Source organism: Mycobacterium sp. NGS54, assembly GCF_059812465.1.
On sequence record NZ_JCALCS010000002.1, the window covers coordinates 700227 to 713298 of the forward strand.

15 protein-coding genes and 1 riboswitch are annotated in these 13072 nt (G+C 71.5%); of the genes, 4 read left to right on the forward strand and 11 right to left on the reverse strand.

Going from position 1 to position 13072, the window contains the following annotated elements; translation table 11 throughout:
• The 3 genes from miaA to AC5Y5E_RS08075 are packed head-to-tail and all read right to left on the reverse strand — an operon-like array spanning position 1 to position 2575.
• Positions 1–921: a tRNA (adenosine(37)-N6)-dimethylallyltransferase MiaA gene (miaA, locus tag AC5Y5E_RS08065; protein ID WP_499902447.1), complete on the reverse strand. Its 921-nt coding sequence runs from the start codon at positions 919–921 to the stop codon at positions 1–3.
• Positions 918–1601 (reverse strand): class III extradiol ring-cleavage dioxygenase family protein, encoded by a 684-nt coding sequence (locus AC5Y5E_RS08070; protein ID WP_499902448.1) that lies wholly within the window; start codon positions 1599–1601, stop codon positions 918–920. The genes miaA and AC5Y5E_RS08070 overlap by 4 nt, the downstream gene beginning before the upstream one ends.
• A 20-nt stretch (positions 1602–1621) precedes the next feature.
• Positions 1622–2575 carry a DMT family transporter gene (locus AC5Y5E_RS08075; RefSeq protein WP_499902449.1) on the reverse strand — a complete coding sequence of 318 codons (954 nt, stop codon included), beginning with the start codon at positions 2573–2575 and terminating at the stop codon, positions 1622–1624.
• Between the two features lie 446 nt (positions 2576–3021).
• Between AC5Y5E_RS08075 and AC5Y5E_RS08080 the strand changes: the two genes are divergently transcribed.
• The gene (locus AC5Y5E_RS08080; protein WP_499902450.1) at positions 3022–4353 is read left to right on the forward strand and encodes a DUF349 domain-containing protein; all 1332 of its coding nucleotides are present in this window, start codon (positions 3022–3024) and stop codon (positions 4351–4353) included.
• Here the strand turns inward: AC5Y5E_RS08080 and AC5Y5E_RS08085 are convergent.
• The 4 genes from AC5Y5E_RS08085 to recA are packed head-to-tail and all read right to left on the reverse strand — an operon-like array spanning position 4350 to position 8023.
• Positions 4350–4964, reverse strand: a complete 615-nt coding sequence (locus AC5Y5E_RS08085) for an Rv2732c family membrane protein (RefSeq protein ID WP_499902451.1) — start codon at positions 4962–4964, stop codon at positions 4350–4352. The two genes, AC5Y5E_RS08080 and AC5Y5E_RS08085, sit on opposite strands and share 4 nt — an antisense overlap.
• The gene (miaB, locus tag AC5Y5E_RS08090; protein WP_499902452.1) at positions 4952–6442 is read right to left on the reverse strand and encodes a tRNA (N6-isopentenyl adenosine(37)-C2)-methylthiotransferase MiaB; all 1491 of its coding nucleotides are present in this window, start codon (positions 6440–6442) and stop codon (positions 4952–4954) included. The genes AC5Y5E_RS08085 and miaB overlap by 13 nt, the downstream gene beginning before the upstream one ends.
• A gap of 44 nt (positions 6443–6486) precedes the next feature.
• Positions 6487–7002, reverse strand: coding sequence for a recombination regulator RecX (gene recX, locus AC5Y5E_RS08095; RefSeq protein ID WP_499902635.1), 516 nt, complete (start codon positions 7000–7002; stop codon positions 6487–6489).
• Positions 6974–8023, reverse strand: a complete 1050-nt coding sequence (recA, locus tag AC5Y5E_RS08100) for a recombinase RecA (protein ID WP_499902453.1) — start codon at positions 8021–8023, stop codon at positions 6974–6976. The genes recX and recA overlap by 29 nt, the downstream gene beginning before the upstream one ends.
• A 165-nt stretch (positions 8024–8188) precedes the next feature.
• Positions 8189–8319: riboswitch (cobalamin riboswitch) on the forward strand.
• Between the two features lie 40 nt (positions 8320–8359).
• Here recA and AC5Y5E_RS08105 point away from each other — a divergent pair.
• On the forward strand, positions 8360–9037 hold the full coding sequence (locus AC5Y5E_RS08105) for a (2Fe-2S)-binding protein (RefSeq protein WP_499902454.1): 678 nt from the start codon (positions 8360–8362) through the stop codon (positions 9035–9037).
• A 102-nt stretch (positions 9038–9139) separates the two neighbouring features.
• Here AC5Y5E_RS08105 and AC5Y5E_RS08110 read toward each other — a convergent pair whose 3' ends face one another.
• Complete coding sequence (locus AC5Y5E_RS08110) at positions 9140–9334, reverse strand: DUF3046 domain-containing protein (protein ID WP_499902455.1); 195 nt, start codon at positions 9332–9334, stop codon at positions 9140–9142.
• A 23-nt stretch (positions 9335–9357) separates the two neighbouring features.
• Positions 9358–10524, reverse strand: coding sequence for a glycosyltransferase (locus AC5Y5E_RS08115; RefSeq protein WP_499902456.1), 1167 nt, complete (start codon positions 10522–10524; stop codon positions 9358–9360).
• 63 nt (positions 10525–10587) lie between these two features.
• Here AC5Y5E_RS08115 and AC5Y5E_RS08120 point away from each other — a divergent pair, with 63 nt between their 5' ends.
• Together AC5Y5E_RS08120 and AC5Y5E_RS08125 are read left to right on the forward strand one after the other, a co-directional pair.
• Positions 10588–11019, forward strand: coding sequence for a limonene-1,2-epoxide hydrolase (locus AC5Y5E_RS08120; RefSeq protein WP_499902457.1), 432 nt, complete (start codon positions 10588–10590; stop codon positions 11017–11019).
• A gap of 2 nt (positions 11020–11021) precedes the next feature.
• Positions 11022–11417, forward strand: coding sequence for a DUF5313 domain-containing protein (locus tag AC5Y5E_RS08125; protein ID WP_499902458.1), 396 nt, complete (start codon positions 11022–11024; stop codon positions 11415–11417).
• On the opposite strand, the gene pspM is transcribed toward AC5Y5E_RS08125, so the two are convergent.
• The gene (pspM, locus tag AC5Y5E_RS08130) at positions 11414–12226 is read right to left on the reverse strand and encodes a phage shock envelope stress response protein PspM (RefSeq protein WP_499902459.1); all 813 of its coding nucleotides are present in this window, start codon (positions 12224–12226) and stop codon (positions 11414–11416) included. The two genes, AC5Y5E_RS08125 and pspM, sit on opposite strands and share 4 nt — an antisense overlap.
• Positions 12227–12244: 18 nt before the next feature.
• Positions 12245–13063, reverse strand: coding sequence for a phage shock protein PspA (gene pspA / locus AC5Y5E_RS08135; RefSeq protein ID WP_499902460.1), 819 nt, complete (start codon positions 13061–13063; stop codon positions 12245–12247).
• Positions 13064–13072 lie beyond the last annotated feature (9 nt).

Consider the following 13072-nt stretch of genomic DNA (forward strand, 5'->3'; position numbering starts at 1 on the left):
TCAGGGTACTTGCCGCCAGGCGCGCAACGCGGCGTCGATGAGGGCTTGGCGGTCCGCGGCGTCCAGCCAATGCACCCGGTGGTCCCGGCGGAACCAGGACCGCTGCCGTCGCACGTAGCGCCGGGTGCCCACGAACGTCTGCTCGCGCGCGTCGCGCAGCTGTTCTTCTGAGCCGCCGGCGTCGAGCGCCGCCAGCACCTGCGCATAGCCCAGGGCGCGCGAGGCGGTGACCCCGTCGCGCAGGCCGTCGCCCAGCAGGCCGCGGACCTCGTCGACCAGGCCCCGCTCGAACATCGCGTCGGTGCGGCGGGCCAATCTCTCGTCCAGAAGCGTTGTTTCGCAATCTAATCCGATGATTGCGGTGTCCCAGCGCGGGGAGCCGATGCGCGGCGCCGAGGCGGCAAACGGCTGCCCGGTGAGCTCGACGACCTCCAGGGCGCGCACGGTGCGCCGGCCGTCGGTCGGCAGGATCGCCGCGGCCGCCGCCGGGTCGCGGCGGGCCAGCTCCGCGTGCAGCTCCCCCACCCCCACCTCGGCGAGCCGGCGTTCCCACCGGGCCCGCACCTCGGGATCGGTCGCAGGGAACGACCAGTCGTCGAGCAGGGATTGCAGGTAGAGCATCGAGCCGCCGACGATCACCGGGACCGCGCCCCGGGCGGCGATCGCCTCGATGTCCGCGGCGGCGTCGCGCTGATAGCGCGCGACGGTGGCCGTCTCGGTGACGTGCAGGACGTCGAGCTGATGGTGGGGAATTCCGCGGCGCTCCTCGGCGGGCAGCTTGGCGGTGCCGATGTCCATGCCGCGGTACAGCTGCATGGCGTCGGCGTTCACGATCTCGCCGCCGACCCGCTCGGCGACGTCCAAGCCCAGCTGCGACTTGCCGGTCCCGGTGGGCCCGAGGATCGCGAGCGGCCGGCTCATGGCTGCCAGAAACCGGCGAAATAGCCCACGCCGTAGGGCGCACCCCGGTAGAGCTCTTTGGCCGACCGCGGCCCCGCATCGGTGAGGCCGGCCAACACTCCGAACGCGACCCGCCCGAGGATTTGCGGCGGCAGCCCGGCCAGCGCGGCGGCGTCGCCGTTGGCCAGCGCGTCGTCCAGGGCCAGTTGCGCGGCGGCGTCCTCCGGGTGATGGCCGCCGGGGGCGGCCGGTGTCAGCGTGTTCGCGCCGTCGGCCACCACCAGGACGCCGACGGGATCGGGGTCCCGGTCGATCTCCGCGCGCAGCTGCGCGCCTCGGGCCAGCGCGGTGTCGGCGTCGTGGTCGTGGCGGTAGACGCGAACCTGCGCGGCGGCGTCGGGCCGGGCCTGGCCACGCACCCAGCCGGCCAGCAGCGCGCACGCGGGCAAGTCGGCGGGCCGGTGCGCCTGCGGGGACAGCCGCACCGGCACGTCCACACCGAAGCCGGCGAAGGTGCCGCTGGATTCGGGGCCGGCGACCTCGTCGGCCCGGCCGGTTCCGATGGCGACCCAGCGCGGTGGCAACAACGCGGCCGCGGCCAGCGCCGCCGCGGTCAGGTCGGCCACCTCGGCGGCGGCCGCTCCGGCCAGCTCGGGAACGAGCACCGGCGCAGCGGGAACGATCGCGATGGCGCTCAGCACGCCACCACACTAACGAGGTGTTATGTGACCGTCGGGCTGCTCTCCGCCGCCGGCGGCGGGGCGTCGTGCGCGGCCAGCGCCTCTTGCGCCTCGACGACGTCTCGCCCGGCCTCCGCCGCGATCGAGGCGGCCTCCCCCCGTGCCAGGGCGACCGTCGCGATGATCACCAACGCCACCGCCGACACCAGCACGAACGCGGCGGGGCCCTCGGTGTACAGCGTCTCGCCGAGCACCGTGACCCCGAGCACGCCCGCCACCACCGGCTTACACACCGTCATCGTCGGCAACGACGCCGTCAGCGCGCCCGCGCGGAAGGCGGACTGCTGAAACACCATTCCGCACAGGGCGGTTGCCAGCCACGGATAGAACTCCGGCGCGGTCAGCACCGCGCCCGGGCCCTCCTCGGCCACCTCGACGACGCCCTTGGTCAGCACCGCGAACAGCGCCAGCGAGGAACCCGCGACCACGGCCAATAGCACCGCCGCGACCGGACGCCCCCTGAAGACCCGCGCCGCCAGCACGCACGCCACCAGCGTGGGGCCCATCACCGCGGCCACGATGAGCCACGTCGACAGCGGCGCCCGCTGGTTGCCGGCCGTCGGGTCCCCGACGATGATCACCACCGCCAACGCCGCGGCCAGCACCATCGCCCAGACCCACTCCCAGCGGGTCACGCGTTGTTTGGTCAGGCGCGCGTAGATCGGCAGCGCGAACAGCAGCGCGGTCACCTGCAGCGACGTCACGAGGACCACCGACCCCCAGGCCAGCGCGCCGGCCTGCAGGCTGTAGTTGGTGATCGCCGCCAGGCCGCCGAGCCACCACCGCTTGTCGCGCAACGACATGCGGAACAGCTCGAGGTGGCCGACCTCCTCGTCGGTGATCTCGTGCGCGGATCGCTGCCGGATCACATCGCCGACCGCCGAGGCCAGCGCGGCGCACAACGCGATCAGCGCGGCGACGTCAACTTTCGTCATGGGGACCCCTCACCAGCGTTCCGCCCGAAAGCTGTATGTACACGTGCCGTTCCCTAACAGTTCAACGACCACTGTAGTGGGGCACGCCGGGGTCTCGACCCCAACGAACCCCGGCGATCCGTCGTTGCACCGCTTGGGCCGTCGCGATAACGACATCGGCTTGGGGTCACGGTACCGGTCCGGGCGCCGCCGCCAAATGACCGCAGCGCCGGTGGAATCGAACCGTTATCCCCCGCCCGAGGGGGTGGTGCGCGGGCCCGCGGCGGCACTTGGGAAGCTGGCCGACGCGGGCGATGACCGGGCGGCGCCAAAACAGTAGGCGCGCTTCGCCCGCCAAGCTGCTTGAATACTGTTGGAACCGGTCAAGAGCGTCAGGGAGCCGCCACGCGCGGCAGGCGCGCGGCACACCACCGCGCGAAGGTTGCAGAAGGGTTGGTGACGAGCGCATGACCTCCGAAGAGCCCAGCAGCAACGCCTCACCCAAGCCGGTGCCGCGCCCGGGTCCGCGTCCCGGACCCCGGCCGGTGAGCACGGGGCCGCGGCCCGCCGCGGTGGCTGCTCATCCGGCCAGCGATCCGCACCGGTTCGGGCGCGTCGACGACGACGGCACCGTCTGGCTCATCAGCGCGGCCGGCGAGCGCATCGTCGGCTCCTGGCAGGCCGGCGACCGCGAGGCCGCCTTCGCCCACTTCGGCCGGCGCTTCGACGACCTGGCCACCGAGGTCACCCTGATGGAGGAGCGGCTGGCGTCGGGCAGCGGGGACGCCCGCAAGATCAGGGCGCACGCGTCCACGCTGTCCGAGAACTTGCCGACCGCGAGCGTCCTGGGCGACGTCGACGGGCTCGCGGCCCGGTTGGCCGGCCTCGTCGAGCACGCCGACGTGACCATCGCCGAGGGCCGCTCGAAGCGCGAGGAGCACCGGGCCGCCCAGACCGCCCGCAAGGAGGCCCTGGCCGCCGAGGCCGAGGACCTGGCCGCCAACGCGACGCAGTGGAAGGCCGCCGGCGACCGGCTGCGCGCCATCCTCGACGAGTGGAAGACGATCACCGGCCTGGACCGCAAGGTCGACGACGCGCTGTGGAAGCGCTATTCGGCCGCGCGGGACACCTTCAACCGGCGGCGCGGATCCCATTTCGCCGAGCTGGACCGGGAGCGGTCGGGGGTCCGGCAGTCCAAGGAGCGGCTCTGCGAGCGCGCCGAGGAGCTGTCCGATTCGACGGACTGGACCGCTACCAGCGCCGAGTTCCGCAAGCTGCTCATCGAGTGGAAGGCGGCCGGGCGGGCGACCAGGGAAGTCGACGATGCCCTGTGGCGGCGCTTCAAGGCGGCCCAGGACTGCTTCTTCACCGCCCGCAATGCCGCGACGGCGGAAAAGGATGCCGAATTCCGCGCCAACGCCACCGCCAAGGAGGCGCTGCTGGCCGAGGCGGAGAAGATCGACACCGGCAACCTCGACGCGGCCCGGGCGGCGCTGCGGTCCATCGCCGACAAGTGGGACGCCATCGGAAAGGTGCCGCGGGAACGCTCCGCCGAGCTGGAGCGCCGCCTGCGCGCGGTGGAGAAGAAGGTGCGCGACGCCGGCGACGCGGATTGGTCCGACCCGCAGGCGCAGGCCCGCGCCGAACAGTTCCGCACCCGCGCCGAGCAATACGAACAGCAGGCCCAGAAGGCCGCGGCGGCCGGGCGGACCAAGGAGGCCGACGAGGCCAGGGCCAACGCCGAACAGTGGCGGCAGTGGGCCGACGCGGCCGCCGAGGCGCTGACGCGCCGGTCCTAGCCCGCGGGCTTCGGCGGCGTCCCGGTGTCGGGGTCGTCGGCCTTGTCGAGGGTGTCCAGCAGGGTCATCGACTGCTGCTCGGCGCCGACCCGGCGCCGCTGCTCCTCGGCGGCCAGGTGCACGATTGTGCGCGCCCAGACCAACCGGGCCCAGTGAAACGTCAACACCATCACGGTGATCCACGCGACGATCAACCCCACACCCGGGCCGGGATGCCCGGCGGTGACGGTCTGGCGCGACCAGACGGCCAACAGGCCCGCGCCGGACGCGATCGCCGAGCCCGCCAGCGCGATCCACGCCAGCGCCCAGCGCCGCGTCATCAGCGCCAGCATCGAAAAGCCCACGCCGAACACCAGCGCCAGCCAGGCGAACACGCGCGACGGCAGGGCCACCGCGGCGGCGCCGGCGCCGTGGCTGGAGAACAGCACGTCCCATCCACGCACGTGCCCGGTGTGCGGCAGGATGAACGAGCCCAGCAGCACGAAGACCAGGATCGCGACCACCAAAGTCCTTGGGCCGGGCTCGATCTCGCCGGCCACCCGGCGTTCGGCCGCCTCGATTTCCGTCCGCAGCGCGTCGATGTCGGTGTGTTCTTTCTTCATCGGGTGCATCCCAGGGGTTCGAGCGGTTCGGAGCCGGGCCCGACGGCCGGCATGCCCAGGCCGATCGTGCGCGGGCGCCGGCCGGCGGCGTGGGCGTCGCCGGCCCGGGTGCGGCGGTGGGCCAGGATGCCGTCGTCGGCGATGAGGTGGTGGGGCGCGGCCCCGGTGACTTCCGCGGTGACGATGTCGCCGGGGCGCACCGCATCGTTCGACGCGAAGTGCACCAGTCGGCCGTCGCGCGCGCGGCCGGTCATGCGCGCCGTGCGGGCGTCCTTGCGCCCTTCGCCGGTGGCGACCAGCAATTCGACGGTCTGCCCGATCAGCGCGCGGTTGCCCTCCAGTGAGATCTGCTCCTGCACCTCGACCAGCCGCTCGTAGCGTTCCTGCACAACGGCTTTCGGTAGCTGCCCGTCGAACTCGGCGGCGGGGGTGCCGGGCCGCTTGGAGTACTGGAAGGTGAACGCCGCCGCGAAGCGGGCCTGGCGCACGACGTCGAGGGTGGCGGTGAAGTCCTCTTCGGTCTCGCCGGGAAACCCGACGATCAGGTCCGTGGTGATCGCCGCGTGAGGCATGGCCGCCCGAACGCGCTCGATGATGCCCAGGTACCGATCGGCGCGGTACGACCGGCGCATCGCGCGCAGCACCCGGTCGGATCCCGACTGCAGCGGCATGTGCAGGGCCGGACACACGTTGGGTGTCTGCGCCATCGCCTCGATGACGTCGTCGGTGAACTCGGCCGGGTGCGGCGAGGTGAACCGCACGCGCTCCAGCCCGTCGATGCGCCCGCAGGCCCGCAGCAACTCGGCGAAGGCGCCGCGATCGCGGGGCAGCGTCGGGTCGGCGAAGGAAACGCCGTAGGCGTTGACGTTCTGGCCCAGCAGGGTGATTTCGAGCACGCCGTCGTCCACCAGCGATTGCACCTCGGCGAGGATGTCGGCCGGGCTGCGGTCGACCTCCTTGCCGCGCAGCGACGGCACGATGCAGAAGGTGCAGGTGTTGTTGCATCCGACGGAGATGGAAACCCAAGCGGCGTAGGCGGATTCGCGGGCGCTGGGCAGCGACGACGGGAACTGCTGCAGCGTCTCGGCGATCTCCACCTGCGCCACCTTGTTGTGGCGGGCGCGGTCGAGCAGCGTCGGCAGCGACCCGATGTTGTGCGTGCCGAAGACGACGTCCACCCAGGGCGCCTTGCGCAGCAGCGCGTCGCGGTCCTTTTGGGCCAGGCAGCCCCCGACGGCAATCTGCATGTCGGGGTTGCCGCGCTTTCGCGGCGCCAGGTGGCTGAGGTTGCCGTACAGCTTGTTGTCGGCGTTCTCCCGCACGGCGCAGGTGTTGAAGACCACCACGTCGGCGTCGGCACCGTCGGCCGCCCGCCGGTAGCCGGCGGCCTCCAGCAGGCCCGCCAGCCGCTCGGAGTCGTGGACGTTCATCTGGCAGCCGTAGGTGCGCACCTGGTAGGTGCGCGCGGGGGCCAGCGTCGACGTCACGGGGCCATGGTACGGCGACCGGGGCGTACGGAATTAACCCGCAGCTAGACGCGCCTGCGCTCCCGCTCGGCGGCCAGTTCGGCGAGCACGACCTCGCACGCCAGGTTCTGGGCGTAGCCGCGGCGGGCCAGCATCCCCACCAGCCGGCGACTCAGCCGCGCGTCGTCGTCGCGCAGCGTCTCCCGCCGCAGCTTGGCCCGCACTAGCTGCTCGGCGCGGTCCCGCTCGGCGCCGGCGTCGATCCCGCCCAGCGCGGTGCTGATCACCTCGTTGTCGACGCCCTTGGTGCGCAGCTCGGCGGCCAGGGCGCGCCTGCTCTTTCCCGCGTGGGCGTGCCGGGACTGCACCCACTGCGCAGCGAAGTCGGCGTCGTCGACCAGCCCCACCGCGGCCAGCCGGTCGAGCACGCGCTCCCGCACGTCGTCGGGGTATCCGCGTTTGGACAGCTGACCGGACAGCTCGGCGCGGGTGCGCGATCTCGTGGTGAGCAGGCGCAGGCACAACGCCCGCGCCTGCTCCTCGCGGGAGGGTTCAGAAGTCGACGGGAGCGGGGAGGACATCGCCGGAGGGGTCATCGGTCACCACCGCACCAATGCCGAGCTTTTCCTTGATCTTCTTTTCGATCTCGTTGGCGATGTCGCCGTTCTCCACCAAGAAGTTTCGGACGTTCTCCTTGCCCTGGCCGAGCTGTTCGCCCTCGTAGGTGAACCATGAACCGGACTTGCGGATGAAGCCCTGGTCCACGCCCATGTCGATCAGCGAGCCCTCCCGGCTGATGCCCCTGCCGTAGAGGATGTCGAACTCGGCCTGCTTGAACGGCGGCGCCACCTTGTTCTTGACGACCTTGACCCGGGTGCGGTTACCGACCGCGTCGGTGCCGTCCTTGAGCGTCTCGATGCGGCGCACATCCATGCGCACCGACGCGTAGAACTTCAAAGCCTTTCCGCCCGTGGTGGTTTCGGGGCTGCCGAACATCACACCGATCTTCTCGCGGAGCTGATTGATGAAGATCGCGGTGGTTCCCGAGTTGTTGAGCGCGCCGGTCATTTTCCGCAGCGCCTGGCTCATCAGCCGGGCCTGCAGGCCGACATGGCTGTCGCCCATCTCGCCTTCGAGCTCCGCGCGCGGCACCAGCGCGGCCACCGAGTCGATGACCAGGATGTCCAGCGCGCCGGAGCGGATCAGCATGTCGGCGATCTCCAGGGCCTGCTCCCCGGTGTCGGGCTGGCTGACCAGCAGCGAATCGGTGTCGACGCCGAGCTTCTTGGCGTAATCCGGGTCCAGCGCGTGCTCGGCGTCGATGAACGCCGCGACGCCGCCGGCGGCCTGGGCGTTTGCCACGGCGTGCAGTGCGACGGTGGTTTTACCCGAGGACTCCGGGCCGTAGATCTCCACCACCCGGCCCCGGGGCAGGCCGCCGATGCCCAGGGCCACGTCCAGTGCGATGGATCCGGTCGGGATGATCGAGATCGGTTGACGCGTCTCGTCGCCGAGACGCATCACCGAACCTTTGCCGTAGCTCTTCTCGATCTGGGCCATCGCCAGCTCGAGGGCCTTCTCGCGGTCGGGGGCTTGCGCCATGATGCCTCTTCCTATCGTCGGTGTGTCGGTGACCGGTATCGGTCGGTTGGCCGTGACCCTAGGCGCGGGGTCCGACAAGTCTCCGAACGCTCACCACAGTAGCCGAACACGTGTTCGATTCAAGGAGACACGCCGGGCGCGGCGAACGGCGTGTGGCAACATTTGCTACCGAAAGGCGCTGACGGGGCTGACAACCTGAGGAAACCGGTGCGAATCCGGTGCGGTCCCGCCACTGTGACCGGGACGGGCATGCCCCGACCCGAGAGCCAGATACTCACCGTCAGCGCTTCCTCACCAGAACCGGGGCGGATTTCCCCTTAAGAGGATTGGTTGCGCATGGACATTTCTGCTGAGCTGGCCGAAATATCTTCCTACAAAAGGTTTTTCACGTTCACGGTCGGTGGTGACGCGGCCGGGTGGCATCCGGTCGGGCAGTCCTACGCCGACGGTTTCGCCGATCTGATCGACGCCACCGCGCGGCGGTACCACACGTCGGACCTGCGGATCGCCGCCTCGCTGGTGCACCTCGGCCACGCCACCCGGTTGTGGTCGCCCGTGCTGGCGTGCGCGCTGGGCCACGGCGTCGTCCCGGACCTCAAGGACCTGCAGCGCTCCGATGACGGGGCGCAGCTGCGGATCCCCGAGCCCATCGGCCGGGCGGTCGACCGCCCGTCGGCGAAGTCGCTGTATCGCGTGGTGGTCAAAGGGCACATGAACCCGTTCGCCGCGGGACTGCGCGTCAAGCTGGCGCCCGCGCTGCTGGCCGGCAACATCGCGTCCGCGTTGGTCGGGGCGTCCCGGGCGCTGCTCGTCGCACGCCCGGACCTGCGGCCCTCGATCGTCGCGATGACGGAGTCGCTGCTGGACAGCGGCATGCTGGCCGGCTCCGGTGTGGTCAGCGGCCCGCATCTCGGGTTCCGGCGCCACAGCTGCTGCCTGTTCTACCGGGTGCCGGGGCGGTCCGTGTGCGGCGATTGCGTGTTTCGGCGGGACCGGCGGACCGGGCGGAAATGAGTGTGCACTCAGGGCTTTGACTGTGCGTCCAGGGCGGTAAAAATGCCCGGATCGCGCCACCGGCGCACACTCAAAGCCACCAGCTCACACTCGATGGTTAGCTCACCACTGGTCGCGCGGCACGTCGAAGTCGACGCACAGGGCGCGCCAGACGTCGCGCGGGTCGACCCCGTCCTCGATCGCCTGGGCGGCGGTGCGGCCGCCGAACCCGGTCAGCACGTGATCCGCCAGCACCGACGCCCCGTAGGTGGACCCGAACCGCAACACAACCCGCTCGTTGAACTCCGTCAGCCGCACGCCCGCCAACATACCCAGAGCCGCTACCCGGCAAGCGCCAGCGCCTGGTGGCACACCCGCACCGGGTCGGCGACGTCGGCGACACCGGCTGCGGCCTGCCGCGCCGCCTCGCGGTAGCCGGGCGACGACAGCACCTCGCCGACCGCGGCGACCAGCGCGTCGGCGGTCAGCGGCCGGATCAGCCGTCCGCTCCCCTGGCGCACCACCCGGTTGGCCATCTCCCACTGGTCCCCGCCGCCGGGGACGACGACCAGCGGCACGCCGGCCAGCAGCGTCTTGGCCACGATCCCGTGGCCGCCGCCGCAGATCATCAGGTCGGCGTGCGTCAACAGGTCCGACTGGCGCCCCAGTCCGGCCACCGCGTACGGCGGCAGCGTCAACTGGGCCCCGCCCAGCCGCGAGACCACCAGGCGCGATCCCGCGGGCAGCGTCTCCCCGGGTCTCAGGCATTCCAGCGCGGTTTCGGCCAGGCCCGACGTGCCGGTCGACGCGGTCGACGGCGCGACCACCACCACCGGCCCTTTGCCGGGCGGGACCTCGAGCACCCGGTCGGTGGGCTCGAAGTGCAACGGCCCCACGACGACGGCTTCCTCCGGCCAGTCCGGACGCGGCACCTCCAGCGCCGGCAGCGTGGCGATGAGGCGCCGCAGGGGGCCGGGGTCGACGGCGGGCAGCCCGATCTCGAGCCGGGCGGCGGCGCGCTGCTTGATGCCGGCGCGCCAGGACCGCCCCGTCAGCGCCCGCATGGTCGCGTCGCGCAGCCGGCCGCGAAATCCGGTGCCGGGCGCGAGCCCGCTGCCGATCGGCGGCAAGCCCTTCGACGGCAGGTACAGCGGATGCGGGTCGAGCTCGATCCACGGGATCCCCAACAGCTCGGCGGCCATCCCGCCGCCCGCGGTGATGACGTCCGAGACCACCAGGTCGGGCGCCAGCTCGCGCAGCGCCGGCACGTTGAGCACGGCCATCCGCGCCGCGCGCCGGTGGATTCGGGCCCCGGCGTCGAGGTCCTCGTCGGTGGCCGTCAGCCCGTCCAACTCGGCGGCCTCGATGCCGGCCGCGTGGGCGGCGCCGGTCCATTCCGCGCCGGTGAACAGGACGGGCTCGTCGCCCGCCTCGGCGAACCGTTGGCACAGCGCGATCGCGGGGAACGAGTGCCCGGGATCCGGCCCGGCAACGACGGCGATGCGCATCGACCCCACCCTGCCACAGCGCCGGGCCGCCACGCATAACCGCGGTCGCATAGGCTGGCGGCCATGACCGAGCTGACTGACACAGGCGTCGCGAACACCCGCACGGTCGAGGGTTTCCTGAACGCGCTTCAAGATTCGGACCTGGAGGCCGCCGAGGCCGCGCTGGACGACAACCTCGTCTACGAGAACGTCGGCCTGCCGACGATCCGCGGCCGCGCCCGGGCGATCAAGCTGTTCCGCGCGATGGAGGGCCGCGGGGCGTTCGAGGTCAAGATCCACCGCATCGCCGCCGACGGCGCCGCGGTGCTCACCGAACGCACCGACGCGCTGATCGTCGGCCCGCTGCGGCTGCAGTTCTGGGTCTGCGGCGTCTTCGAGGTGCACGACGGGCGAATCACGCTGTGGCGGGACTACTTCGACTTCTTCGACATGTTCAAGGCGACGCTGCGTGGCGTGGCGGCGCTGGTCGTGCCCTCGCTGAAGGCCTCGTTCTGACGATGGGTGACGGCGCGGCCCGCAGCAGGCCGAACGCGTGGCAACTCGTCCGGTATTGCGCGGGCGCGCGGCTGCCCGATTCCATGCGCGACTGGGTACGAAACGACTTGGCCGGCAAGGGCGCAACCCGCCGGATGATGCTTCGCGTCGCGATTCCGGCGGTCCTGGTGCTGGCGCCGTTCTGGTTGATCCCGACGACGCTGGACGTCCACCTGAGCATGACGCTGCCGATTCTCATTCCGTTCGTGTACTTTTCGCACGCGCTCAACAAGGTGTGGCGCCGTCACATGCTGGCGGTGCACGGCCTGGACCCCGAGCTCGTCGACGAGCTGGCTCGCAAGCGCGACGCCCACATCCACCAGGCGTACATCGACCGCTACGGACCGCGACCCGACTAGCGCCGGGGCAACCCGCCCAGCTCGTCGAACGCCTGCGCCCACCCGAGCAGGCGATCGGTCGCGCCCACCAGCTCGTCGCGGTAGCGCTGCCGCGTCGGGGCGGCCCCGGTGTCGCCGTTCGCCGACGACACCAATTGCGCTGCGGCGGTGACCATTTCGTTGTACTGGCGCACGCCGGCGCTCAGCTGCGCGGTGTACGCGTTGATGGTGGGCGCCAGGTACGGCTGCGACGACTCGGCGTACTGCGCCGCCCGCTCCATCGACACCACCTCGGCAGCGGTGGCCGCCATCGCCGCCGACGTCTTGCGGGCCGCGGCGGTCAAATCACCGATCTCGTCGGCCGGCAGCATGGCGCCGCGCTCGATCACCCCCAGCAGCGAGAAGAACCCCCGCTCGGAGGCGCCCAGCGCGTACATCGCGGGCCGGGCGGCGGAACCGGGCGGCGGCAGCCGGCGGGTGTTGGCGGGCCGCTGCGCCGGCAGCGGCTCCGCGCGCAGCCAGCGGTAGCGGAGCAGCAGCAGCGTCGCCGGGATCGCCAGCACCACCGCGATGGCGCCGGTGATCTGCAGCAGCAACACGAACCAGCCCCACGCCGCCAGCACCCCGGTCACCACGATCCAAAACAGGCAGCCGACGCCGAAAATCACGCCCCAGCGCAGCGCCCGCCGACGGCGGCGCAGCAGCCGGGCCCGCGGATCGCTTGCGGCGCTGATCTTTTGGGCCACGAAGCCGGAAACGTCGGCGGCGGTGTCCAATCCGCGCTGCACCACCGCCCGCCATGGCGCGCGCTGCGTCGCTTTCACCGCCATCGCGAACCGTCCAAGGCGTTACTGACCAAAGGGTTTCTCGGCGACCTGGCTGCCGGCGGTCTCGGCGGGCGCCGGAGTGGCCCCGGCGGCGGGCGTCCCACCGGCCGGCAGGGCGTCGCCGCGCATCGACGCGCGGATCTGCTCGAGCCGGGAATGGCCGGCCATCTGAATGCCGGCCTGCTCGACCTCGAGCATGCGGCCCTGCACGGACCCCTGGGCGAGTTCGGCCGACCCGATCGCGTTGGCGTAGCGGCGTTCGATCTTCTCGCGGACCTCGTCGAGGTTCGGGGTGGTGCCCGGGGCGGCGATCTCGCTCATCGACCGCAGCGACGCGCTGACCTGCTCCTGCATCTTGGCCTGCTCGAGCTGGCTGAGCAGCTTGGTGCGCTCGGCGATCTTCTGCTGCAGCACCATCGAGTTCTGTTCGACGGCCTTCTTGGCCTGGGCCGCGGCGGACAACGCCTGGTCGTGCAGCGTCTTGAGGTCCTCAACGCTCTGCTCGGCGGTCACCAGCTGCGCCGCGAACGCCTCGGCGGCGTTGTTGTACTCGGTGGCCTTGGCGGCATCGCCCGCGGCGGTGGCCTGGTCGGCCAGCGTCAGCGCCTGGCGCACATTGACCTGCAGCTTCTCGATGTCGGCCAGCTGCCGGTTGAGCCGCATCTCGAGCTGGCGCTGGTTACCGATCACCTGCGCCGCCTGCTGGGTCAGCGCCTGGTGCTGGCGCTGCGCCTCCTCGATGGCCTGCTGGATCTGCACTTTGGGGTCGGCGTGCTCGTCAATCTTGGCGTTGAACAGCGCCATGAGATATTTCCACGCCTTGACGAACGGATTGGCCATCAGTCAGCT

Bases quoted from the DNA above. Each gene is read 5' to 3' on its own strand.
- miaA (WP_499902447.1), bottom strand. From the start codon at position 921: ATGAGCCGGCCGCTCGCGATCCTCGGGCCCACCGGGACCGGCAAGTCG.
- AC5Y5E_RS08075 (WP_499902449.1), bottom strand. From the start codon at position 2,575: ATGACGAAAGTTGACGTCGCCGCGCTGATCGCGTTGTGCGCCGCGCTG.
- AC5Y5E_RS08080 (WP_499902450.1), top strand. From the start codon at position 3,022: ATGACCTCCGAAGAGCCCAGCAGCAACGCCTCACCCAAGCCGGTGCCG.
- AC5Y5E_RS08085 (WP_499902451.1), bottom strand. From the start codon at position 4,964: ATGCACCCGATGAAGAAAGAACACACCGACATCGACGCGCTGCGGACG.
- recX (WP_499902635.1), bottom strand. From the start codon at position 7,002: ATGTCCTCCCCGCTCCCGTCGACTTCTGAACCCTCCCGCGAGGAGCAG.
- recA (WP_499902453.1), bottom strand. From the start codon at position 8,023: ATGGCGCAAGCCCCCGACCGCGAGAAGGCCCTCGAGCTGGCGATGGCC.
- AC5Y5E_RS08105 (WP_499902454.1), top strand. From the start codon at position 8,360: ATGGACATTTCTGCTGAGCTGGCCGAAATATCTTCCTACAAAAGGTTT.
- AC5Y5E_RS08115 (WP_499902456.1), bottom strand. From the start codon at position 10,524: ATGCGCATCGCCGTCGTTGCCGGGCCGGATCCCGGGCACTCGTTCCCC.
- AC5Y5E_RS08120 (WP_499902457.1), top strand. From the start codon at position 10,588: ATGACCGAGCTGACTGACACAGGCGTCGCGAACACCCGCACGGTCGAG.
- AC5Y5E_RS08125 (WP_499902458.1), top strand. From the start codon at position 11,022: ATGGGTGACGGCGCGGCCCGCAGCAGGCCGAACGCGTGGCAACTCGTC.
- pspM (WP_499902459.1), bottom strand. From the start codon at position 12,226: ATGGCGGTGAAAGCGACGCAGCGCGCGCCATGGCGGGCGGTGGTGCAG.
- pspA (WP_499902460.1), bottom strand. From the start codon at position 13,063: ATGGCCAATCCGTTCGTCAAGGCGTGGAAATATCTCATGGCGCTGTTC.